The organism is Actinoallomurus rhizosphaericola, assembly GCF_024055675.1.
GTDB lineage: Bacteria > Actinomycetota > Actinomycetes > Streptosporangiales > Streptosporangiaceae > Actinoallomurus > Actinoallomurus soli.
The window spans coordinates 1-22,931 of sequence record NZ_JAMXMW010000033.1; the positions used below are offsets into that span (position 1 = coordinate 1).

Below are 22,931 nucleotides of genomic sequence, written 5' to 3' on the forward strand. Positions count from 1 at the left end.
CACCCTGGTCGAGCGTGCCACCCGCTACCTCCTGCTCGTCCATCTACCCGGCGACCGCACCGCCGAGACCGTCTCAGACGCCCTGGCCGCAACCATGCAGACACTCCCCGCCGAGCTGAAACGATCCCTGACCTGGGACCAAGGCAGCGAGATGAACCTGCACCACCAGTTCTCCATCGCCGCTGACCTGCCCGTCTACTTCTGCGACCCGCACTCGCCCTGGCAACGCGGCAGCAACGAAAACACCAACGGACTGCTCCGCCAGTACTTCCCCAAAGGCACCGACCTGTCCGTCCACAGCACCGAGCACCTCACCGCCATCGCCGCCCGCCTCAACGGCCGGCCACGCAAAACGCTCGGCTGGGAAACCCCAGCCGAGCGTCTCGCTAAGCTCCTGGCACCAGCCAGTTGATCACCAGCGTTGCAACGACCCCTTGAAACCGCCTCATCGGAAGGGGCCGTTGGCTAACGCGTTTGCTAACAGCGGCTTCTACGCCGCCTTGATCACCTTGGCGAACACGTCCGCCGCAGCCGTCTCGGCCGAGCGGACCACGTGCGCGCAGACCCGGAGCGTGATCGCCGGGTCGGCGTGCCCGGGCCGGGCCGCGACGACATGGACAGGGACGCCCGCCAAGAGGAGCGTCGTCGCGTGGATGTGCCGAAGGTCGTGCAGCCGCGCGTGGTCATGAGACCCGCACCCCGACCCAGATGAAGGGCCACTTCCGATCATCGGAAGTGGCCCTGTCTCATGCCGTACGGCAGCGGAGTACGGCAACGCCTACGAACCGGGCTGTTCGCCGAGGCTCTTGAGCGCCTTGAGCGTCTTCTCGTCGGAGACCTCGGTGTAGACGTTCATGGTCACGTCGATCTGAGCGTGTCGCAAGGTGTGCATGGCGACGTGGGGATGTACGTCGAGCGCAGCGAGCAGCGTGGCGCAGGTCTGCTCACCCCTGCGGCGCCACCAGCACCAACCCGACCTCCCGCGCGATCACGACGAACCACGCGAAAGCCAAGCCAGCCGACATGGCTGGGAGTGGAGGCCGGATGCCCGGTCATCGAGTCGCCGGCTTGACTCGTCAAGTTGATCTCGCAGACGACGATCTGTTGATCCAGTCACGCGACCCGGCCAGCCTCGCGAAACATCGACACAAGATTGCCGATGGGGGCGAAATAGGCAATGTTGCCGATGTCTTGACAGCCTATGGTGCCAGTAAAGTGACCGAGCAGGTCGATCAGGAGTTGAGGTGGTCAAGTGTTTTCCTTCATTCGAAAGCCGATCAAGCGCGCCAGCATCACCGTCGGAGCGGCCGCACTGGTCCTGTCCTTCATTCCAGGGCAAGCATTCGCAACCGACGTAGTTTCGTGCGGCCGTACTGATTACTTGCAGCTCTGGTACCATGACGGATCGGGATACTCGGACACGATGTGCTTCGCGAATGCGGGAACCATCTACCCGTGGCAGGGCCAAGCAAGGTGGATCGACAAGGTGTCCACCGGCAATAACGACGTCGTAATCCACGACGACAACGGCACCGACGTTTACATCTCGCGGAACAACATCGTGACTTACCCGAACCGTCCGATGTCGACGAGGCACGTGACTATTCAGTAGGGCGAGCCGCAGCAGATCTCGCCCGTGCCGGTAGTCCGGGACGAAGAGGCAGCGGCGAGGCGTCGTCCTCTCTACGGCAGGCAGCTACGAGGAAGGTGACGCAGGAAGATGGGCACGAGGGGCACCGGGCCGGTGCCGGGCGATCTTGCTAACGCGGGTGCTGACAACGCGGTTGGACGACCTTGGACGGTTGTGGGCTCGGGAGCGCTGGGGGAGCAGGTCAAGCAACGGATCTGGACGCCCGGGGACGTGCGTAGCCTGACTCGTAATGAATAGGTCGTCGGTTCGATTCCGACAGGCGGCTCCGACGTTGACCTGGGCGTCTCTCCTTGGGAGGGACGCCCAGGGTCGTTTTGTTTCATCCTTGGTCTCATTCACCGCTCTCCCTGCGGTCGGCATGCGCCGGCGTTGCCAGGGCGGGGGCCAGGGCCGCGCTACGAGAGTCGCCGGGTCTTGGCTCCCGTCGTGCTCGCGCCCATGCGGTCGCCGTCGTGGCGGCGGTATCGGCCCGGCGGTGCTCCCGCCGGGCCGATCGCGGTAACCGGCCCGCTCGCCGGACTCCTCCGCGCCACCGGCGCAGTGATCCGCCGACCGCTCGCCTCAGCCGGGCCGGGAGCCGCGCCGACCCCGCCGACCCCGCCGGCCACAGCCGCGCGAGCCGCCCTCGGCGTGAGCGTCGCGGCCGGCGTCTAGGTCCCCGCGCCGTGGTGGTACACGTATCCGTCGGGTTCGGATCGGCCGGCCGGTCTCCTGTCACTGGCTCGACCACTTCGTGGCCGTCCTCGACGCGCACGGGGTCTCCTTCCACGCGACACTGCTCGTGGGGCCCGTCATTGGGAAGCGTTCAATGACCCCTCGCGTCACCTCTCCACCTGTCCGCTTACCTTGCCTGGCCCGGCGTCCGGGTTGGAGTGGGCTCTGCCGCCGTGCTGAAAGCTTTCATCTGCCGCCGCAGGTCACCGGCTGGAAGCGGACTCGTCGTTGACGGCATCCGGTCGAAAATCGAACAATGACGCCGCTCCTGCCCACGGTGGTGAGAGTCCGGGCTGCGAAGGGATTCCCCATGGACGTCGCACGTCGTTCCCGTTGGTGGCTTCCCGGCAGGAAGGGGCGGGGTCGATCGCACAGTAGGCGTGGTCAGGGCGTGCTCGCCGCGGCCGCCTCGGTCTTGACGGCTGCGGCCGCCGCGCTCGTGGCCCTCACCGCCTCGGCGACCCCGGCCGCGGCGGCGGGTACCGGCACCGGCTATCTGCACACCAGCGGCAACAAGATCGTCGACAGTACGGGCGCGACCGTACGGCTGACCGGCCTCAACTGGTTCGGCATGGAGACCGACAACCACACCTTCCACGGGCTGTGGGCCGGTCGGAACGCCACTTGGCGGATGCAGATCGACCACATGGCGCAACTCGGCTTCAACACGATCCGGGTGCCGTTCACGGGCGACTCGCTGCGCGCTGGGGCGCAGGCGACCAGCATCAACACCGACAGTAATCCGGACCTGATCGGGCTGAGCCCGCTGCAGATCCTCGACAAGGTCGTCGACTACGCCGGGCAGAAGGGAATGCGCATCATCCTCGACCGGCACCGCCCGTCGGCGGCCGGCCAGACCGCCCTGTGGTACACCTCGAGCGTCTCCGAGGCCAGCGAGATCTCCGACTGGCAGATGCTGGCCCGGCACTACGCGAACAACCCGACCGTCATCGGCGCCGACCTGTTCAACGAGCCACACGCCGAGGGCACCGAACCGAACGGCACCGGCGCCTGCTGGGGCTGCGGCGACACCGCCCGCGACTGGCGGCTGGCCGCACAGCGCATCGGCAACGCCGTGCTCCAGGCCAACTCCAACTGGCTGATCTTCGTTGAGGGAGTCAGCTGCCCATCAGGCGGTACGCCGAACCAGTGGGACAACGTCCCCGACGACCCGATGGAATGCGACTGGTGGGGCGGCAACCTCGCAGCCGCGGCCCAGTTCCCGGTACAGCTGAGCGTGGCGAACCGGCTCGTGTACTCGGCGCACGACTACGGCATCTCGGTCTACGATCGCCAGCCGTGGTTCAAGGACGCGAACTTCCCGAACAACCTGCCGGACGTCTGGGACCACTTCTGGGGCTACCTGTACAAGAACAACACCGCGCCGATCCTGGTCGGAGAGTTCGGCAGCACGCTGGCCAACCCGCTGGACACGCAGTGGATGACCAAGCTGATGAGCTATATGGGCTCGGGTACGAACGGCATGTCGTTCACGTATTGGTCGTGGAACCCCGACTCCGGCGACACCGGCGGCATCGTCCAGGACGACTGGGTCACGGTGAACCAGAACAAGATGGACATCATCGGGCCGTCCCTGATCCCGCCGGTGGGCAGTACGCCGACCACCACCCCGCCCGGCACGTCGAGCCCGCCGGCCGGGGTCTCGTGTGCAACGACCTACACCCTGACCAACACCTGGCAGGGCGGCTTCCAGGCGGCGCTGACGGTCACCAACTCCGGCACGTCGGCCTGGAACAATTGGACCGTCACCTGGACCATGCCGTCCGGCGTGACTCTTGGCAGCGGGTGGAACGCGACCGTCACCGCGAACGCCACCACGTGGACGGCCAAGGCACCGAGTCAATCGCCCACCCTCGCACCCAACGCGTCGATGACGATCGGCTTCACGGCCAACGGCCCGTCCAGCCCGGGAGCGACGAACATCCATTGCTCGTAAGCCGACGAGCCGCCCGGACAGGCCAGGACCAGAAGACCGAACGCACTGATCTGCCGCGATCCGCTTCGCCTCGCCGACGATGGGCCACGCTCATTGATCGATAGAACAGGCGCGGCGAACGATGTGGCCAGTGTGCCGACTGAGAGGCCTCGCCGGCGAGTTCCCGTATCGTGTCGGCATGCCGGGCGATGACAGCACGATCGGGGGCGACACGCTCGCCGATGGGATGGCCCTGTCCTTGCGGCTGCGGCGCGATTTCACGGTGACCGACGCCGACCATCTCCTTACGGCCGCGCGCCGCATCTACCGCGAGCTCAATCCGGACACGAGCGCCGCCGAAGCCGCCGAGACGGTGAGCTGCGCCGCAGACGCGTTGTTCGTCATCCTTGAGCACGCCGGCCTGCTCGGTGACGCAGCCGATGACCGGCTGTCCGGTCATGCCGCCGACGGGCTCTCGGTCGGCGGGTGGCGCGCGCAGATCGTCGTCGACGAACCGGCTCCCTTGTCGCCCGCACCCAGGAGTGACTGTCTTCGCGGTGACGTCTTCGCGCTTCCGCCCCGCGACCACGAAGACTGATCACGGCGCGGACGAGCGCCATGGACAGCATCGCCAACGCACACGCGGAGGCCGGCGTCAGCGGTGAAGGCCATAGACCCGGCGGTGGCCGGCCCGCCCATGCCGATGAGCGGGTCACTCAGCCCTGGCGTGTCGGTCGAATGGTCAGGTCCCCGATTTCGACGTCGTCGGGTTGGTCGATCGCGAATGCGATCGCCCGAGCCACCGCCGTGGGGTCGATACCGAGATCGGCCATGTTCCGCCTGGCCTGCTCGCGCACGGCCGGATCGTCGACGGCGTTGTCAATGAGCTCGGTGCGGACGTACCCCGGGGAGATCGACGTCGTCCGCAGAACCCCGTCGGTGCTCTCCTGCCGCAGGCCCTCCAGGAGGGTGCGTACCGCGTTCTTCGTCCCGGCGTACACCGCCTGGGTGGGGACGATCTTCAGGCCGGAGGTCGAGACGACGGTGACGAGGTGACCACTGCCCTGACGGCGGAACACCGGCAGGGCCGCGGCGATCCCGTGCAGGATGCCCTTGACGTTCACGTCGACCATCGCCGACCAGCCCTCGACGTCCAGGTCGGCGATGGAGCTGATCCTGCTGATCCCGGCGTTGCCCACCAAGACGTCCAGACGGCCGAAGCGCTCGACGGCGAGGGTGACGAGTGACTGGAGGTCGTCGGGATCGGTGACGTCCACGCGCGTGGCGGCCGCCTCGCCGCCGGCGGCTTCGATGTCGGCGACCAGCCGGTCCAGTCGGTCGGTACGGCGGGCGCCGAGGACGACGGTCGCACCGAGTGAGGCGAGGTGGCGAGCTGTTGCTTCACCGATTCCGCTGCTTGCGCCGGTGATGGCGACGACCTTGTTGTGGATGGTCATGAAGATCCTCTGCCTAGAATGGACACATGTCCGGTTACACCGAAGACCATAGCGGACATGTGTCCGTTTCTGCCAAGAGCAGCGGCGGAACGCGACGTGCAGACGCACAGCGCAACCGCGAACGGATCCTTCAAGCGGCGCGCGATCTCGTACACGAACCGGGAGAGCTGAAGCTCAACGCGGTCGCGAAGGCCTGCGGCATCGGGCAGGGCACGCTGTACCGGCACTTCCCGACACGTGAGGACCTCCTTGTCGAGGTGTACCGCCATGAGGTGGAAGAGTTGGTCGCCGCGGCTCCGCGTCTGCTGGCGACTCACCAGCCGCTGGATGCGCTGGCGGCGTGGTTCGACCGGGTGGCCGCCTACGCCCGAGTCAAGCGTGACGTGTTCGCCGCCGTCGAGGCGGCGACGTGGCGTGACCTCGCTGCCCACAGCCTCGGCCCGATCGGTGAGGCGGTGGAACTGCTGCTGGCCGCCGGTCGCTCGGCCGGCAGCGTCCGCGCCGATGCCGAAGCCCGCGACGTCATCGTGCTCATCAGCTGGTTGTCGCGGCTGGACGACGCCGAACTCGACGCACGAGGGCCACGGTTGCTGTCGATCCTCGTCGACGGTCTTCGCGCACACCGCCCCTGAGGCGAGTGCGCCGTGGGCGCGCTCACGATGCCGTCCGCGCGGGGCGCGGTTCGATCCGTCATCGGAGGGCGGCTGATCGAACATCTCAGGCGCCAAGCCGTTGTCGCCAACTACACCAGGGTGTTCGCGCTGCAACCTGCCGTCTACGCGGCCTGGCAGCAGCTCAACACCGCGATCAAGGCGGACATGGACCCGCGGCGCTACGAACTGGTGACGTTGGCGGCCGCGCGGCGCCTGCGGTCCAGTTACTGCGCTCTCGCGCACGGGAAGGTGCTTCGGGACCGGTTCTATGATGCCGAGACGGTGGAGGTCATCGCCTCCGACCACCACGATGCCGGCCTGGACTCCGCCGACGTCGCGCTCATCGACTTCGCCGAACGCGTGGTCACCGATGCCACTGCCATCACCGCCGCCGATATCGCTGAGCTGCGCCGCCATGGACTGTCCGATACTGAGATATTCCAGGTGGTGCTGACCGCCGCCGCCCGGTGCTTCTTCAGCACCGTCCTGGACGCTGTGGGGACAGAACCCGACTCTCAGTATCGAACCTCGATCGAACCCGGCCTCCGACTCGCCCTCACCTTCGGCCGGTCCATTGCAACGGCGGATACTCCAGATGAGGCACCCTGAGAGAACGCGCCCTCCTGCCGCGATGAGTTGCGCGAAGAAAAATTTTATGGCTTTTCCCAGAGGTCGTTACGGTCGGATTCATGGAGTGGAGCTTTCAGACTGCAGAAGAACTCGCGGCCGCCTTGCGTGCCGGTGAGGTGACCTCTGCGGAACTGACCGACGAGGCGATCGCCCGTATCGAGCGCGACGACAAGGCGATCAACGCGATCTGCGTGCCGGACTTCGATCGCGCGCGGGCCGCCGCGCGCGACGCCGACCAGGCGCGCGCCCGCGGCGAGGACCGGCCGCTGCTCGGTATTCCGGTGACGGTCAAGGAGTCCTACAACATCGCCGGACTGCCCACGACCTGGGGCATGCCGCAACACCGGGACTATGTGCCGGCCGAGGACGCGGTCCAGGTGTCGCGGCTCCGGGCCGCAGGCGCGGTGGTGCTCGGTAAGACCAATGTGCCGTTGGGGCTGCAAGATATCCAGAGCTTCAACGAGATCTACGGGACCACCAACAACCCGTGGGATCACGCTCGTACGTCGGGCGGATCCTCCGGCGGATCGGCGGCGGCCCTGGCGTCCGGGTTCGGCGCGCTGTCCATCGGCTCCGACCTCGCCGGTTCGCTGCGCACCCCCGCGCATTTCTGCGGTGTCTACGCGCACAAGCCGACGCTCGGGCTGGTGGCGAACCGCGGTATGGTCCCGCCGACCGAGCCGGCATTGCCGGTCGACCTCGACCTCGCCGTCGTCGGTCCGATGGCGCGCAGCGCCCGCGACCTCACGCTCCTGCTCGACGTCATGGCCGGGCCGGATCCGCTGACGCATGGCGTGGCGTACGACGTGACGCTGCCGCCCGCGCGTCACGAGCGGCTGAGCGACTTCCGGGTCCTGGTCCTCGACGAGCATCCGTTCATTCCGACCGGGTCCGCTGTGCGGGCGGGCGTGAACCGGGTGGCCGACGCGCTGGTCGACGGCGGCGCCCGCGTCGAACGGCGCAGTCCGCTGCTGCCCGATCTGACCGAAGCCGCGGTGCTCTACGCCCAGTTGCTGTTCTCGGGCTCCGTTGCACGTTTTCCCATTGACGCGTACGAGCAGCTGCGGGCCCGCGCCGCCGGACTGAGCGCAGACGACCAGAGTCTCGACGCGGCGCGGCTGCGCGCCATGGTGTTCAGCCACCGCGACCGGATGGAGGCGGACAACCGTCGCGAGCTCCACCGTCACGGCTGGCGGCAGTTCTTCACCGAGTTCGATGCCGTGGTGTGCCCGATCACGCCCACTCCCGCGTTCCCGCACGACCACGACCCCAATCCGCTGGAACGCCGGATCGACATCGACGGCGTCGAGTACCCGTACTTCGACCAGCTCGTCTGGGCCGGTGTGGCCACCATGCCCGGCCTGCCCGCCACCGCCATACCAGCGGGCCGGACCCCTGAGGGCCTGCCGGTGGGAGTGCAGCTCATCGGTCCCATGTTCGAGGACCGCACCCCGCTGCGGCTGGCCGAACTGCTGGAGCAGAAGATCGGCGGCTTCCAGGCACCGAGGTAAGGCGTACTACCGAGGCGCGCTCCCGTTCAGGGACTCCAGGCGTTCTCGGCCACGTCGACGAAGCTGCGGACCAGCGCGCTTCGCCCTGTCTTCGGCCATGCCGCGACGAGGTCGCTCGGCGGGCGATCGGCGAACGGGATCGCGATGAGGCCGGCGGGTAGTGGCTGGTCGAGCGGGGCGAGCGCCGAGGTTCCGTTCCACAGGACCGCTCGCAGGCACTCCTGGATCGTTCGCAGGACCGGCGACGGGTCGTCGTGCGTGCCGCCGGCCCAGTACGCGGTCCATATCGGGTCGGTGCCGTCGGGCAGCCGGACCCACGAGCGGCCTGCCAGGTCAGCCGAAGACACCGAAGCACGGCCTGCCAGCCGGTCGTCGTCACGCATCACCACGCCGACGGCAATCGAACGCAGGACGCGCGTGCTGATGCCGGTGTCGTCGAAGGGGGTTCGGGTCAGCGCCACGTCGACCAGCCCGGCGCGAAGTCCGGCCGTCGGGTCACCGAGGTCCGCTTCGTGGATGGTGACGTTCACGTGCGGATGACGTGCCCGGAAGAGCGGGACCAACCGGCCGCCGACCTGTTCGGCGGCGTCCGCCAGCGTTCCGATGGTGAGCGTCACCGCCCCTGCCGCGGCGGTCACACGGTCGCGGATCCGGTCGGCTCGCCGCAGCAGTGCCCTCGCTTCGTCGTACATCACCGCTCCGGCGGGCGTGAGGGTGACTCCCTTCGGGGTGCGCTCGAACAGTGCGGTGCCGAGCTCGACCTCGAGTCGGCGGATCGCCCGGCTCAGCGGCGGCTGCGTCATGTGCAGGCGGCTCGCCGCCCGGCCGACGTGGCGCTCTTCGGCCACGGCGACGAAGTACCGCAGCGCACGAAGATCCACCCCGACACGATACCCGTGCGGTATCGGGTGCGCCGAGATGGACTTGGACAGCCGGTCGGCGACGGTCCAACGATGGGAGACGACGGACCGGGCAGAGCCGATGAGGAGTGAGATCCATGACCGACCCCGCTGTCACGATCGGGTGCTTTCGATACGACACGACGCGGCCGCTGTTCGACGGGAGCGTCACCGTCGACGGCACGAGCGTCGAGATGAGGACCGGGGCCACCCTGCCGGAGATCTTCGATCGGCTGATCCGCGGGAACGAGTTCGACGTCGCCGAACTCGGGCTCACGTTCTATCTGCGGCTACTGGAGACCGGTCTGCCGTTCGTCGCGTTGCCGATCTTCCCGAACCGGGTGTTCCGGCACTCGTGCGTCTTCGTCAACACCCACAGCGGGATCGTCGAACCGGGTGATCTCGCGGGCAAGACCATCGGCGAGTTCGGTACGTACGGCCAGGACTCCGGCGTGTGGGCCAAAGGGATCCTGATGGACGAGTACGGGTTCGAACCCGAAGGCAGTCGCTGGGTGATCGGTGGTCTCGAGCACCCCGCGGCCCCCTTCGACTTCATCCCCCATCCGCACCCGGCCGACGTCGACGTGACCCTCGCGCCGGAGGGAAGGACACTGAACGCGATGCTCGACTCCGGCGAGATCGACGCCCTGTTCTCGGCGAACGTCCCGCAGTGCGTGCTCGACGGATCCCCGAACGTCGCCCGGCTGTTCCCGGATTTCGAGCCGCTGGAGCGCGACTACCACCGGCGAACCGGGATCTTCCCGATCATGCACACCGTCGTCGCCCGGCGAGAACTCCTCCGGGATCGTCCTGGCCTCGCCCGCGACCTCTACCGAGCCTTCTCCGGTGCGAGGGACGCCGCCGCCGACCGCTACCGCCGGGACCGCAGGCTCTACCAGGTCCCGACCATGGTGCCGTGGATGAACGCCCTGGTCGAACGCAACAACGAACAGTTCCCTGAGGACTGGTGGCCGTACGGCATCGCGGCCAACCGCGCCACCCTCGACACCTACCTGCGCTACCACCACGAGCAGGGCCTGTCCACGCGGCGCTGGAAGATCGAGGACGTCTTCACCCCGGAACTGCTCGGCACCTGATGCGATTCACGATGCGTCGGCCGGAACACCGGCCGAGACGCCTCCGGCTACGAGTCGCTCGCCATCCTGTCCGTCTCCGCACGTTCCCGCGCTGACCTGCTGCGTGATTGAAAGTGACGTACGTCACAACGTGAGTTCGTCACGTTCGGGGCCCGCTTGGACTCTCTTATGCGACAGTCCGACGAGCGGAGAAAAGCATGATTTCATTCAAGCGTGCGAGTGTCGGTTCCTTGACGCGCAGACTCGCAGCAGCACTTTGCGCCATGGTCGCCATCGCCGGCCTGAGTGTGCACGGTGCAGAAAAGGCCAGCGCGTCCGCCACTTACATGCGCAACCTGGGCTACTGTGCGACTCCCCAGGGCGATGGCACCGCCAACGGCACCGTCATCACGGTGTGGTCGTGTACCGGAGCGCCCAGCCAGGTGTGGACCGACCTCGGCGACGGACGGATCTACAACCCGCACAGTGGCAAGTGCCTTACGGCGCAGGGCGACGCGTACGCAACGCCCGGCACCGTCCTGACGCTGTGGACGTGTGCCACGTCCGCCGCCTCTCAGACGTACTCCATCTACGTCAACAACATCACCTCGGTCGGCGGTCTGATGATCACTAACCGTGGTGACAGTTTCGCCCTCGGAACGTATCTGACGCTGTGGAATTCGAACTATCCGCCGGCCCAGTCGCAGGAGTGGAGCATCTACTGACGCCCTTCTGAGCGACGAGAAACGGCCGCCGGCCGGCGACCCTGGATCGTTCCTCGAAATGAATGGGTCGTCGGTTCGATTCCATAGGCGGATGCAAGGCCGAAGGCCCCTTCCGATCACTTGGGTTCTAGTGGTCGTCGCAACGCCCCTGCTGAGGGGATGCGATGGCTTTCGAGATCCGGGAGAGCCGGGGACGGGCCCAAGGACGTAAGAAGCTGGTCCGTGAACGCGAGGAATACTTGCGGCTCATGCGTGAGGGCATGAGTAACAGCCAGGCTTGCCAGATCGTCGGGATCAACCCGCGGACCGGTAAGCGCTGGCGTAACGGACGGACTCGATCCGCGGGGCACGCGGGGGCGCCACCGATCACCGCGGTGGCGCCCCCGTCAGGTCCATCGCGTTACCTGCGAGAAGACGACCGGATCCACATCGCCGACCGGCTAGGCGAAAAGGCATCGATCCGGGCGATCGCGGCCGAGCTCGGCCGCGCCCCCTCCACGATCAGCCGGGAGATCCGCCGCAACCGGCACCCGATCAACGGGCAGTACCGGCCGCACGCCGCCCAAGCCCGCGCCGACGCCCGCCGGCCACGCCCGAAAACCGGGAAGATCGCATCCAACCCCCGGCTGCGCCAAGCCGTCCAGGACCGGCTGGAGATGGAATGGAGTCCTGAGCAGATCAGCAAGACCCTGCTCATCCACTTCCCCGCCCAGCCGGAGATGCAGGTGTCACACGAGACGATTTACCAGGCGCTGTATGTCCAAGGCCGCGGCGAACTACGCCGCGAGCTGACCCGGGCACTGCGGACCGGCCGGGCCCGCCGCACCCCACGCCGCCGCCCCGACCAGCGCCGGCCCCGTTTCGCCGCTCCCATGGTGATGATCAGCGAACGCCCCGCCGAAGCCGAGGACCGGGCCGTGCCCGGTCACTGGGAAGGCGACCTGATCATCGGCAAGGACCACCGGTCCCAGATCGGCACCCTGGTCGAGCGTGCCACCCGCTACCTCCTGCTCGTCCATCTACCCGGCGACCGCACCGCCGAGACCGTCTCAGACGCCCTGGCCGCAACCATGCAGACACTCCCCGCCGAGCTGAAACGATCCTTGACCTGGGGCCAAGGCAGCGAGATGAACCTGCACCACCAGTTCTCCATCGCCGCTGACCTGCCCGTCTACTTCTGCGACCCGCACTCGCCCTGGCAACGCGGCAGCAACGAGAACACCAACGGACTGCTCCGCCAGTACTTCCCCAAAGGCACCGACCTGTCCGTCCACAGCACCGAGCACCTCACCGCCATCGCCGCCCGTCTCAACGGCCGGCCACGCAAAACGCTCGGCTGGGAAACCCCAGCCGAGCGTCTCGCTAAGCTCCTGGCACCAGCCAGTTGATCACCAGCGTTGCAACGACCCCTTGAAACCGCCTCTTCGGGAGGGGCCTTCGGTCGATCCGACGGGTCACCCTAGGAGGGCGGAGGCGGCGGCGGCCGCGCTGGTGAAGGCGTCCTCGATGGCGTGCATGCCGGCGGTCACGACGGCTCCTTCATGGAGCAGCATGATCTGCTCGCCGGCCTGCCGGGGATCGGCGACGCCGGCCGCGGTGGCCAGCTCGGTGAACAGGGCCAGCATCCTGCGCTTCTGCCCCACGATCACGGAGTACGCCGGGTGCGCGGGATCGCTGATCTCGGCGTGCGCGTTGATCATGCTGCATCCCTTCCGCCCGCGTTCCCGCGCCCATGCCGCTGAGGCGTCGAAGACGGCGGCGATCTGGGCGCGCGGCGACGGGTCGGCCCGGGCCAGGTGGGCGTCGAGGAAGCCGCGCCATCGGTTGTCGCGCTCCGTCAGGTACTCCACGACCAGGCGATCCTTGGATCCGAACCGGTCGTACAGCGTCTTCTTGGTGACTCCGGCGCGTTTGGCGATGACATCGACTCCGACGGCGTGGATGCCGTGCTCGTAGAACAGCTCGGAGGCGGCCTGGAGTACGGCGTGCGCCTTGGGGGTCCAGTCGATGGCCTCGCTCATGGGATCCAGGATACGGCCATCGGTATACCGATCTGTATAGTAAACGGGCATGGGTATACAGATCGGTATACCGGGCGGCCCGCGGGCCTGGTCGACGGGCGTCCTCGCGGCCTTGTTCGTCCTGTGCTGGTCCTCGGGCTTCGTCGGCGCGAAGCTCGGCGCCGCCGAGGCTCCGGTCACCACGATCTTGATGTGGCGGTTCGTGCCACTGGCGGTTCTCCTCCTCGCAGCCGTGCTGGCCCGACGCAGACGAGGATCCCCACTGCCCTCCGGCCGCGACACGGCACGCCACGTGCTCATCGGCCTGCTCTCGCAGTCCGGTTACCTGCTCACCGTCTACTGGGCCATCGCGCTCGGGGTGAGTACGGGCACCACAGCCCTCATCGACGGAGTGCAGCCACTCGTCGCAGCCGCGTTCGCAGGCCCGCTACTCGGCGTCGCCGTGGCGGGCCGTCAGTGGGCGGGGCTGGTGCTCGGACTCGTCGGCGCGGTGCTCGTCAGCTGGGCCGACGCCTCCCTGCCCGCCGCTCAGGCTCCCCGGTGGGCCTACCTGATCCCCTTCGTCGGCATGCTCAGCCTCATCGCGTCCACGATCCTCGAACGCCGCGCCGGCGTACTCACTCCACCCTTGCCTGCGCTGGCGATCCACTGCACCACCTCGGCCATCGTGTTCACCGTCCTCGCCGTCGCCACCGGGACCGCCACCCCGCCGTCCTCGCCCTCGTTCTGGACCGCCATGGTGTGGCTGATCCTGCTCGCGACCTTCGGCGGCTACGGCCTCTACTGGTTCCTGGTTCAGCGCATCGGTGTCACTCCGGTCAACAGCCTGATGTTCTTCATCGCGCCGGTCACCTCCATCTGGGGCGCCGTGATGTTCGGGGAGCCCCTCACCACCGTCACCGTGGTCGGGCTCGCGCTCGCGCTCGTCGCGGCACTGATCGCCGGCAGCGCACCACGCCTCGCGGCGGACCGGGACGCATCGGAGGATTCACCGGACGCGCCGACGCCGCGCCCACGACGGCGACCGGCCATCCGGCGACGCGGTCCCGGCTGAGGCCGTGGACGCACCCTTCTGCCGCGTGATCCGGCCGGCCGTGTTCCCGGCGGCTCAGATGCGTCCCGTGGATCGTCTCTTCCGGTAAGGGGCAGACGGCCGTTAGTGTTCTTTCACATCGGGGTGACAGGTTGTCAGAGGAGCGGTGCGTGTGGCGGAGCCGTTGCTCGCGGGGGATCCGCCTCAGCTCGGGGACTACTGGCTGGCCCGGCGGATAGACGCCGGAGCGCAGGGCGTGGTCTACGAGGGATATGACGACGCCGGTCACCGGGTGGCGGTCAAGGCGTTGCGGGTGGACGCCCTGTCGGATGCGGCGCGTCACCAGATGCGTCGCGAGGTGGCGGTGCTGCGGCGGCTGGAGCCGTTCTGCACGGCACGGATCATCGGTGCCGACCTCGACCACACCCCGCCGTTCGTGGTCAGTGAGTACATCCCGGGGCCGACCCTGCGCAGCCGGGTGGACGGACACGGGGCGTACGATCCGCAGGCCCTGATCCGCCTGGCCATCGGGATCGCCACCGCCCTGGCCTCGATCCACCAGGCCGGTGTCATCCACCGCGACCTGAAACCGGAGAACGTGATCATCGGCCCGGACGGACCACGCGTCATCGACTTCGGGATCGCCCGAGCCGCGGACATGTCGCTGAGCGCACTCGACGTCAAGGGCACACCTCGCTGGATGGCGCCCGAGTCCTTCGATCACAGGCCGGTCAGCGCGGCCGTCGATGTGTGGGCGTGGGCCGCGATCGTGCTGTACGCCGCGACCGGGACTCCGCCGTTCGGCGGCAGGGAGCTCGACGAGATCGAACACCAGGTCCGCACGCACCGCCCCTTACTCGACGGCCTGCCGGCCCGGCTGCGGCCACTGGTCGGCGCCGCCCTCTCCCACGACCCGGCCGCCCGGCCCACCGCGGCCGCGTTGCTCGCCGGACTGGTGGGCCCGCCGGCCTCGGAAGGCGACCAGCCGCTGGAGGAGGTGCTGGCCGCCGGGCTGCGGCGGGCCGACGACCCGGACCGTACGGCGACCGATGCCGGATGGCCGGCGCTCGGCGAGCGCGCTGAGCGGCTCTACCAGGATCTCTCCGACGAGTATCGCGTGCTGGTGCCTCGGGTCCTGCTACGGATGATCTCAGTGGCACCCGACGCGCGGCACACTCTCCGCAAGGTCCCTGACGCGGAGTTCTTGGACGGCGACATCGACGAGGAGGTCCTGGGGGCGCTGCTGGAGGCGCTGCGGCGGGGCGGCCTGGTGGTCCGCGACGAGAACCGGTCCGCCCTGGCCACTCCCGCGCTGGTGCGCGCCTGGCCGAGATTGCGCGCGTGGACCGCCGATGACGGCGCCGCGCTCAACTCCCACCACGACCTGGCCGACGCGGCGCGCTCGTGGTCCGACAACGGCCGGAAGGCGGGTGACCTGCTCCAGGGCACCCGGCTCGACCAGGCGATCGCCTGGGTGGTGTCCGGGCCGCGGCACGCGACCCTCAACGCCGTGGAGCGGGCCTATCTCGACGCCTCGGTGGCCGCGAACGAGCGCCGTCGCCGCAACCGCACGCTGCTCAGCATCACCTTGGCGGTCCTGCTCGTGGCCGTGACCAGCGCCGGCGCCGTCGTCTTCGTTCAAGGCCGGACCCTGGCCGCGCGTAACCGGACGGTCACCCGGCAACGTGACCACGCCGTCGCCACCCAGGTCACCGCTCTCGCCATGACCATGCGCCGCAGCGATCCGGTCACCGCCCGCCGCCTTGCCGTGGCCGCCGCCGACCTCGATCCCGGCGCCTTCGACACCCGCAACGCCCTGGAGACGGTGTACCAGCAGTGGGAAGAGAGCCGGTACCGCCCCGACGGCGTCACCGGCATCTACCGCCGGGACACCAGCGGCGACTGGCACTATTCGGTCGACGCCACCGGCCGCACGATCATCTTCGCCAAAGACCACCGGCTCCTGGTGACCGACACCGACACCCGGACGATACGGCGCGCCATCACCGTTCCCGGCCCGGCCGTTCAGCAGGTGAGCCTGTCCGCGGACGGCAGGACGGCGGCGCTGGCCCAATGGGACGGGTTCTCCTCCAGCCGCGGAGGGACGGTACGGACCTGGGACGTCACCTCCGGACAGCCGACCGGCGCCGCCATCCCGCTGTCGGACAGTCCGTACATCAGGATCAGCCGCACCGGCCGCTACCTCTACACCCCGTCCCAGACCGGGTCGGCGGCCTGGGACACCCGAACCGGCGCGGCCGTCCTGCGGATCCCGGCCGCCGATACCTCCCCGGCCGCCATCGCGGCGCTCACGTTCACACCCGACGAACGGCAACTGCTCATCGTCACCGGCCGTCGCATGGACCTGTGGGACCTGCGCACCGGGCAGAAGGCGAGGTCGACCCACCTCGACCGGGCCTACCAGGACGCCGCCTACAGCCCCGACGGCCGACGCCTGGCACTCGTCGACGGGAACCGGCTGAGAGTCCTGCGCGACGGCAGGACCGAGCTGAACCTCACGGTGCCGCAGGACCAGCAGCGCGGCGGCGAGCCCGCCTTCAGCAGCGACGGCCGCTACCTCCTGCTCGACAGCATGATCTGGGACACCACCGACAGGCGCGATACCCCGGTGTTCCGTTACACCGATCCCGGCTGCCTGGACCAGCGCATCGACCTCGCCGGCAGGTCGATGCGCTGCGTGGACGCCCAGGGGTTCGTCAACGTCATCTCCCTGCGCACGATCCTGGACCCGATTTCGCTCGGCACCACCCTGGCCTACGCCCTCAAGCTGAACTTCAGCGGCGACGGCTCGACCCTCGCGGTGCGAAACGGCGACCACGTGGACATCTGGGACACCGCCGCCAGGACCCGGCGCACCACCCTGACCGTGCCCCGAGGCCACGACCAAGAGCTCCCGTACACACTCTCCCGGGACGGCACACTGCTGGCCGACATGCGCTCCAGCGGCGAGATCGAGGTCTGGAACACCCGCACCGGCGCCAGGCAGACCTCGATCAAGGTCGCGTCGTCCTTCGCCCCCGCCGACAAACCCCCCGCCTTCACGCCGGACGGGAAGACCCTCGTCACCCTCGACTCCTCATACCCGTCGGTGCTCCGGTTCTGGGACGCGCGGTCCGGGCGGCTCCTGGCCGCATCTCCCGGCGTCAAAGGCGGCCTGGGGTTCTTCGGCCAGGACCGGATACTGATCAGCCCGGACGGCGGGTACGTCCTGTCCGGCCCCGACCAGGGCCGGATCCAGATTCCCACCGGCCGCCGCCTCATCCGGCCGAGCGATGCGACCATCAGGATCGACGATCTCGGGACCGGTGACGTCGGCGCCTCGGTGGACTATCCCGACAAGCTCGCGATCTGGGACACCACCACCGGGCGGCACCTGTTCGACATCACCGTCGGTACGGCCTTCGAGCTGGGCTCACCACGGTTCTCACCCGACGGCCACCTGATCGCCGACGCCGACGACGCCGGCGACGTCCAGATCTGGGACCTGGAGAGCAGGCAGCCCCTCGGGGCGCCGCTCACCGGCTTCTACGTCCCCCCGGCCAGCCCCGACCCGCGCGTCCCGCCTCCCGCCGGATTCGTCGCGGCCATCGGCTATTCCGCCGACGGCTCCACCGTCTACAGCGTCGACAGCCTCGGCCGGCTCCACACCTACCCGATCGGCTCCCAAGGACTGCGACAGAGGCTCTGCGCCGAGACCGGACCACTGTCACCAGCCGAATGGCACAGATACATCCGCGACGTTCCCTACCGCCGGACCTGCTGACACCTGCCCGGATGCAGCTCATCCGCGCGAGGGCCGGACATGTAGCGTGCACTCCGTGAACGAGCTGAGCTTCCGGGGGAAGGATCGGTATCGCCCGTCCTGGCCGCATTTCGCGGCGCTGGGTCTCGGGTTGGCCGTCGAAGGGGCCTTCGCCTTCTATCGACTCGGCGTCGTGGGCTCCTGCTGGCTGCTGGGCGGGACGGCCGCGCTCGTCGGTCTCGGCGTCTCCATGGCACTCCGGAGCGGAACCACGGTCGGGGCGGCCGGCATAACCATCTGCTGGGGCATCGGGCGCGGTCGTCTCTACCCTTGGCAGGAGATCCGGTGGATCGACGTACGCGAGACCAAGAGCCAATACGGGACGGCGCTCTCGGCTCGTATCACCCTCGCGGACGGGCGGCGTCGCTCACTGCCCGCCCTCCAGCACAGCACCCAGTACCCCGACCCCGATTTCCAGGTGGACTTTCAGCGGGTCGTCAACTGGTGGGAGTCGAGCACGGAGCCGGCCGCGCGGTTCCGGCCGCCGGAGCGGTTGCGGTACAAGCTGACGCCCCAAGCGGTCGGACTCATCCTGGGTGTGCTCATAACGATCATCGTCGTGCTCGGCGTCGTCATGGTGGACTAGGTTCTAGCGGACGGTCAGGCTGAGCGTCTTCGACCTGGCGATGACGGTGTCCTCGTCACGGAACAGGGTGTAGGAGATCTCCACACCGCCCCGATACGCGGCGGCGTAGGCGTCCTGGATGTCGAAGGTGAACTCCATCGGGGTCTCCGGCTGTGAGATCGGATCCCATCGGATGGTGGTGGAACGGTCGACGACCCACTCCACCTGGACCACGCAGCCGACCGCCATGGCGTGATGAGCCGGGATCCGTACGGTGACGCCGTCGATGAGCTCCGTGTCGAGGAGCCCGTCGACCGCCTCCGGGACGACGGGCGCGGGCAGTGTGCCGGACTCGTCGGAGCCCTGGGCGGGCGCTTCGACGTCGTAGGGGTCTTCCGCGGAAGCATCACCTTCGGAAGGGGAGGCACAGACCCGCCGGACCTCCCGGAGGAACGCCGAGTAGTCCTCGCCATACGTGTGCACGGCGGCCGACACGGCGCCGATCGCCGCCTCGAGCGCGTTTGGCCGACCAGCGTGGAACACCGCGGGCAGCGCCAGGTGCGGTTGCGAGATCCGCCGCTTCTTCGAAGGACTTTTCACCGAGGACACGACGGCGGTCTCGGCTTCGAGCCCGCGCTGACGGCCCGGAGCCGGCTGGGCCTCGCCGACCGTGCGGTTCGGGACGTTCGGGTCGGCCCTCAGGGACCGGAACATGCGATCCCAGTCGTCGAAGGGGGAGGGGAGCGCACGTCCCCGTGCGAGCGCGGTGAGGGCCGGGGCGACCCAGTCGAGGCCGGCGAGACCGGCCGCCGTGGCGGCGCTCCGGGCGGCGAACACGGCCACCCTGCGCTGGACGCCCGGCCCTGCGGCGTCGAGCGCGTGCACGAGGTCGGCGTCGTAGCGCACCAGGCCCAACGCGCTCGGGACGGCGCGCAGGGTGTCGGTCGGCAACCGGCCGCCCCATTCGTACCGCTCGGCCTCGCGTCGCCGTTCGTGGTCGGCGCGCTTGCGCTCGGCGCGGGCCTGCCGCTCGGTCTCGGCGCGTTCGGCGGCCGTGGGAGGCGGCGGAAGCGCACGGGCGAATCGGTGCCAGTAGGCGGCGATCTCGGACGTCTGCCGAATGATCCGATCCGGCTCGGGCGGGGCCGCCCAGAACTGGAGCAGATAGCGGTCCGCCTGCGGCCCTTTCACCCGCGTGTCCAGGGCGTTTCCCTCGTCCATTCCCCGCGCGCAGTAGCGCACCCGGTAGTCGATCGGCGCGAGGTCCAGGTCCCACGCGTCTTGGCCGCCCCACAGCTCGAGGAACGTACGGGAGGCCTGCGGGCGAAAGGACACCTCCACGACGTCCGTCCATGCCGGGTCCAGCTCCGGCGCGTGCTCGTGGATCTCGACGGTGAAGCCCACCTCGCCGGTGTGCAGCCCGGTGTTCAGCCAGAGGAAGCCGGGCACGGCGGCGCCGCAGAGCCCTGACGTCTGGCCGGCGAAGGCATCGTCCAGCTCCGGCTGCTCAGAGCCGCTCACGACGTAGAGCTGTCCGTAGTGGACGTACACCTCGCCATCGACCGGCCTGCGCATCGGCACCTCCCCTGGGAACTGCCGCGGAATGCTAGAGGACGCGACCGACGGAACACCCGCGGGGATACCGCGCGGCCGCACGCTCCCGGGCCGACGGCCGTGGGAAGGTGCGCCCGTCACCTCCCTCCTGCGTCTCCGCCGAAGCCGGCGAAGACGCAACAGCGTGTTCAGCGCGATCACCGTGGCCAGGATCGACAGTGTGAACTGAGCGGCGATCCCGGCCGGCACCGGCAGCGGTCCGATATGGCTCACTCCGCTGCTGTGCAGTGCCTGGGCGAACAACTTGGCGCCGAGGAACGTGAGGACCAGAGCGGCGCCCCTGCCGAGGATCAGGGCCTGAAGCAGCGAGGCACGGTCGACGACGAGGAAGTAGACCTGCCGAAGGATCAACAGCGCGAAGACGTTCGCCATGAAGACCAGGTACGGCGTGCCGGAGTCGGGAACGAACAGCACGTCGGTGATGGCGACGGTCACGATGACGGCCGCCATCGGGGTGAGCATGCGCCGCCCGTTCCTGTGGACGATGAGCCGAGAACCGTGGTACTCGCCGACCAGGAACCGGCGGAACCGGATCGGCCGGTGGCCCTCGTCATTCTCGTGCTCCTCCGCATCGGGCGATTCGCGGAGCACGACGATCGCCCGCCAGACGAACATCGCGCCGCCGAGGTAGAGGAGCCAGCTGTAGCGGTTGGCGGCGGACACACCAACGGCGATGAATCCACCGCGGAGCATGATCGCGGCTCCGACCCCGGTGATCAGAACCCGAGCATGGTAGGTCTGCGGCACGGCGAACCGGCTCATGGCCAGCGCGAACAGGAGTAACAGGTCCACGCTCAGGCTGTACTCGGTGAGGTATTCGGTAACGAACTCCACACTGCGCCGGTCACCGCCCACGGCGCCGAGGCCGGTACCGAACGCGACCGCGATCACCACATAGCCGATCAGCCAGGCGATATCGTGCGCGCCACGCCCTCCGCGGCGCTCTCGACGGGCGGCGATCGCGACTTCGACCAGCACCGCGAGCACGATGCCCGCCCCGGTGATGCCCCACACGTACAGCGGCACCCGCACGTCTCTCACCCACTGCCGCAAGAAGAGCCGAGTTCTCGTTGAGACGATGGGGCGTCCAGATCCGGTTCCGGGTCTGTCCGGCCTCCGGCCGCCGCCGCGCGAACGCACCGTCACGCTCGGCTCGACGTCCTTCGCGGTGACGTCTCGGGAGACCAGGATGGCGTCGCATATCTGCCAGTCTCGGCGGCGAGGGATGCGCACACTTGTGTCGTATGGGTGGCGCTTTCGACATGTTGATGGATCGGTTCCTCCTCGCCGGCGCGGAGTTCGAGGCGAGGCTCCGCGAGGTGCGGCCCGAGCAATGGGCCTGGCCGACGCCCTGTACGGAGTGGAACGTACGCCAGTTGGTCAATCACATGACCGCCGGGAACCTCAACTACGTGCGTCTCGTGCAGGGCGCCACCCGCGCGGAGTTCCTCCGCCTCCGGGACGCCGACGCGCTGGGCACGGATCCGGTCGGCGCCTACCTCCGGTCCGTCGAGGAGTGCGCCGAAGCGTTCGCCGCGCCGGGTGCGCTCGATCGTGTTCTCGACTACCCGTTGGGGAAGGTGACCGGCCGTCAGGCGCTCGCGGTGCGGACCACGGACAGCACCGTTCATACGTGGGATCTGGCGCGGGCCATCGGCGCCGATGATCGGCTGGACGCCGGCCTGGTGGCCTGGATCGATGACTCACTCGAAGAGATCTACGCCGGTCTGTCGGAGACACCCGTCGCGGCCGAGACGACTCATCGCTTCTTCGCCGCCCCCGGCGGAACGCTCGCCCACGACGCGTCGCGGCAGGACCGGCTGCTGCACCGTATGGGCCGGAGGCCCCAGCCCGGCGTGTGAGCGTGGGCCGAGCCGGACCGGTACGAGCCTCGCCGCATCTCGCGGGAGCCCAGATCCTCGCACTCGTACGCGAAGAGTACGATCGCGGGTCGAACGGCATCAACCTGCGCTTCACCGCCACACCTGACACTGGGACCATGGGCGACGGCTCTCCAGGCGCTGCCCCCGCACAAGATTGCGAGCCCGACATGAGCAGAAGCACAGAGCAGACGACGACCCGGGCCGATTCCCCGGCCGTCTCCTCCGCCCGCAACACCGCGTTCAGCGTCCTGATGGGCATATCCGCGCTCGCGGTCCTCCTCCAGGGCCTGTGGGCCGGGATCTTCCTCGAGCACGACGGGCAGCGCGACGCCGCCGGAAGCTGGATCGATGTTCATGCCCGGGGCGCGGATGTGGCTCTTGCCTTCGCGGTTCTGGGTACCGCCTATGCGCTCTGGAAGCGACGCGCGCGAAAGGACCTGTGGATCGGCGGCCTGGTCTTCATCGTCCTCATCGTCGTGGAGTCCTACCTCGGCGGGCAGATCCGCGACGCGAGCAAGGACACCCTGACCGCGATCCACGTCCCTCTCGCGATGGCCATCATGGCTCTCGCCGTCTGGCTTCCCATGCGTGCGGCACGCCGCACCTCCTGAAGCATCGCGGCGGCGTATCCGCGTAACGGCCATAGGCGGCCGCTCCACCTCCGGCAGGAAGCCCACCGGCTTGAGAACCCGCACCGCCTGTGGTCGTGGCGCGCACCTGACGCACTTTCCGCGAGCGTC

The 22,931-nt window shown here is 68.6% G+C and carries 20 protein-coding genes; 15 read left to right on the forward strand and 5 right to left on the reverse strand.

The annotated features are described in order from the left end of the window. Positions 1-412: IS30 family transposase (locus tag NE234_RS42110; protein ID WP_252786774.1), on the forward strand; the 412-nt coding region annotated here is incomplete at its 5' end. Positions 413-490: 78 nt separating this feature from the next. On the opposite strand, the gene NE234_RS44930 is transcribed toward NE234_RS42110, so the two are convergent. Next, on the reverse strand, positions 491-730 hold the full coding sequence (locus tag NE234_RS44930; RefSeq protein WP_256530263.1) for a tyrosine-type recombinase/integrase: 240 nt from the start codon (positions 728-730) through the stop codon (positions 491-493). 522 nt (positions 731-1,252) lie between these two features. Between NE234_RS44930 and NE234_RS45720 the strand changes: the two genes are divergently transcribed. The 3 genes from NE234_RS45720 (at position 1,253) to NE234_RS42130 (ending at position 4,899) form a co-directional block, all read left to right on the forward strand. After that, the gene (locus tag NE234_RS45720; protein WP_252786776.1) at positions 1,253-1,612 is read left to right on the forward strand and encodes a beta/gamma crystallin domain-containing protein; all 360 of its coding nucleotides are present in this window, start codon (positions 1,253-1,255) and stop codon (positions 1,610-1,612) included. 1,144 nt (positions 1,613-2,756) lie between these two features. Beyond that, positions 2,757-4,322 carry a cellulase family glycosylhydrolase gene (locus NE234_RS42125; protein ID WP_252786777.1) on the forward strand — a complete coding sequence of 522 codons (1,566 nt, stop codon included), beginning with the start codon at positions 2,757-2,759 and terminating at the stop codon, positions 4,320-4,322. Between the two features lie 178 nt (positions 4,323-4,500). Further along, a complete protein-coding gene (locus NE234_RS42130) occupies positions 4,501-4,899 on the forward strand; it encodes a hypothetical protein (RefSeq protein WP_252786778.1) in 399 nt (132 codons plus the stop codon). Between the two features lie 118 nt (positions 4,900-5,017). Here NE234_RS42130 and NE234_RS42135 read toward each other — a convergent pair whose 3' ends face one another. Next, complete coding sequence (locus NE234_RS42135) at positions 5,018-5,758, reverse strand: SDR family oxidoreductase (RefSeq protein WP_252786779.1); 741 nt, start codon at positions 5,756-5,758, stop codon at positions 5,018-5,020. Between the two features lie 26 nt (positions 5,759-5,784). Here NE234_RS42135 and NE234_RS42140 point away from each other — a divergent pair, with 26 nt between their 5' ends. The 3 genes from NE234_RS42140 to NE234_RS42150 all read left to right on the forward strand — a co-directional run bounded on the left by NE234_RS42140 (position 5,785) and on the right by NE234_RS42150 (position 8,552). Further along, entirely contained in the window at positions 5,785-6,390 is a 606-nt protein-coding gene (locus NE234_RS42140) for a TetR/AcrR family transcriptional regulator (RefSeq protein ID WP_252786780.1), read from the forward strand. Between the two features lie 12 nt (positions 6,391-6,402). Next, on the forward strand, positions 6,403-7,020 hold the full coding sequence (locus NE234_RS42145; RefSeq protein ID WP_252786781.1) for a carboxymuconolactone decarboxylase family protein: 618 nt from the start codon (positions 6,403-6,405) through the stop codon (positions 7,018-7,020). A gap of 80 nt (positions 7,021-7,100) precedes the next feature. After that, a complete protein-coding gene (locus NE234_RS42150) occupies positions 7,101-8,552 on the forward strand; it encodes an amidase (RefSeq protein ID WP_252786782.1) in 1,452 nt (483 codons plus the stop codon). Positions 8,553-8,578: 26 nt separating this feature from the next. Here the strand turns inward: NE234_RS42150 and NE234_RS42155 are convergent, their stop codons facing one another. Next, complete coding sequence (locus NE234_RS42155; protein WP_252786783.1) at positions 8,579-9,433, reverse strand: LysR family transcriptional regulator; 855 nt, start codon at positions 9,431-9,433, stop codon at positions 8,579-8,581. Positions 9,434-9,549: 116 nt separating this feature from the next. On the opposite strand from NE234_RS42155, the gene NE234_RS42160 reads away from it, so the two are divergent. The 3 genes from NE234_RS42160 to NE234_RS42170 all read left to right on the forward strand — a co-directional run bounded on the left by NE234_RS42160 (position 9,550) and on the right by NE234_RS42170 (position 12,640). Beyond that, complete coding sequence (locus tag NE234_RS42160; protein WP_252786784.1) at positions 9,550-10,548, forward strand: phosphate/phosphite/phosphonate ABC transporter substrate-binding protein; 999 nt, start codon at positions 9,550-9,552, stop codon at positions 10,546-10,548. A 197-nt stretch (positions 10,549-10,745) separates the two neighbouring features. After that, entirely contained in the window at positions 10,746-11,252 is a 507-nt protein-coding gene (locus NE234_RS42165) for a ricin-type beta-trefoil lectin domain protein (RefSeq protein WP_252786785.1), read from the forward strand. 164 nt (positions 11,253-11,416) lie between these two features. Then, on the forward strand, positions 11,417-12,640 hold the full coding sequence (locus tag NE234_RS42170; protein ID WP_252786786.1) for an IS30 family transposase: 1,224 nt from the start codon (positions 11,417-11,419) through the stop codon (positions 12,638-12,640). Between the two features lie 66 nt (positions 12,641-12,706). Here NE234_RS42170 and NE234_RS42175 read toward each other — a convergent pair whose 3' ends face one another. Then, positions 12,707-13,273 (reverse strand): TetR/AcrR family transcriptional regulator, encoded by a 567-nt coding sequence (locus NE234_RS42175; protein ID WP_252786787.1) that lies wholly within the window; start codon positions 13,271-13,273, stop codon positions 12,707-12,709. Positions 13,274-13,322: 49 nt separating this feature from the next. Here NE234_RS42175 and NE234_RS42180 point away from each other — a divergent pair, with 49 nt between their 5' ends. From NE234_RS42180 to NE234_RS42190, 3 genes are all read left to right on the forward strand, one after another. After that, positions 13,323-14,327, forward strand: a complete 1,005-nt coding sequence (locus NE234_RS42180) for a DMT family transporter (RefSeq protein WP_252786788.1) — start codon at positions 13,323-13,325, stop codon at positions 14,325-14,327. A gap of 151 nt (positions 14,328-14,478) precedes the next feature. Then, entirely contained in the window at positions 14,479-18,090 is a 3,612-nt protein-coding gene (locus NE234_RS42185) for a WD40 repeat domain-containing serine/threonine protein kinase (protein ID WP_252786789.1), read from the forward strand. A gap of 55 nt (positions 18,091-18,145) precedes the next feature. Beyond that, the gene (locus tag NE234_RS42190; RefSeq protein ID WP_252786790.1) at positions 18,146-18,715 is read left to right on the forward strand and encodes a PH domain-containing protein; all 570 of its coding nucleotides are present in this window, start codon (positions 18,146-18,148) and stop codon (positions 18,713-18,715) included. A gap of 3 nt (positions 18,716-18,718) precedes the next feature. On the opposite strand, the gene NE234_RS42195 is transcribed toward NE234_RS42190, so the two are convergent. Beyond that, entirely contained in the window at positions 18,719-21,340 is a 2,622-nt protein-coding gene (locus NE234_RS42195) for a TerC family protein (RefSeq protein ID WP_252786791.1), read from the reverse strand. A gap of 212 nt (positions 21,341-21,552) precedes the next feature. On the opposite strand from NE234_RS42195, the gene NE234_RS42200 reads away from it, so the two are divergent. Both NE234_RS42200 and NE234_RS42205 read left to right on the forward strand, forming a co-directional pair. Beyond that, entirely contained in the window at positions 21,553-22,170 is a 618-nt protein-coding gene (locus NE234_RS42200; RefSeq protein ID WP_252786792.1) for a TIGR03086 family metal-binding protein, read from the forward strand. 188 nt (positions 22,171-22,358) lie between these two features. Then, positions 22,359-22,802, forward strand: coding sequence for a hypothetical protein (locus NE234_RS42205; RefSeq protein ID WP_252786793.1), 444 nt, complete (start codon positions 22,359-22,361; stop codon positions 22,800-22,802). Positions 22,803-22,931 lie beyond the last annotated feature (129 nt).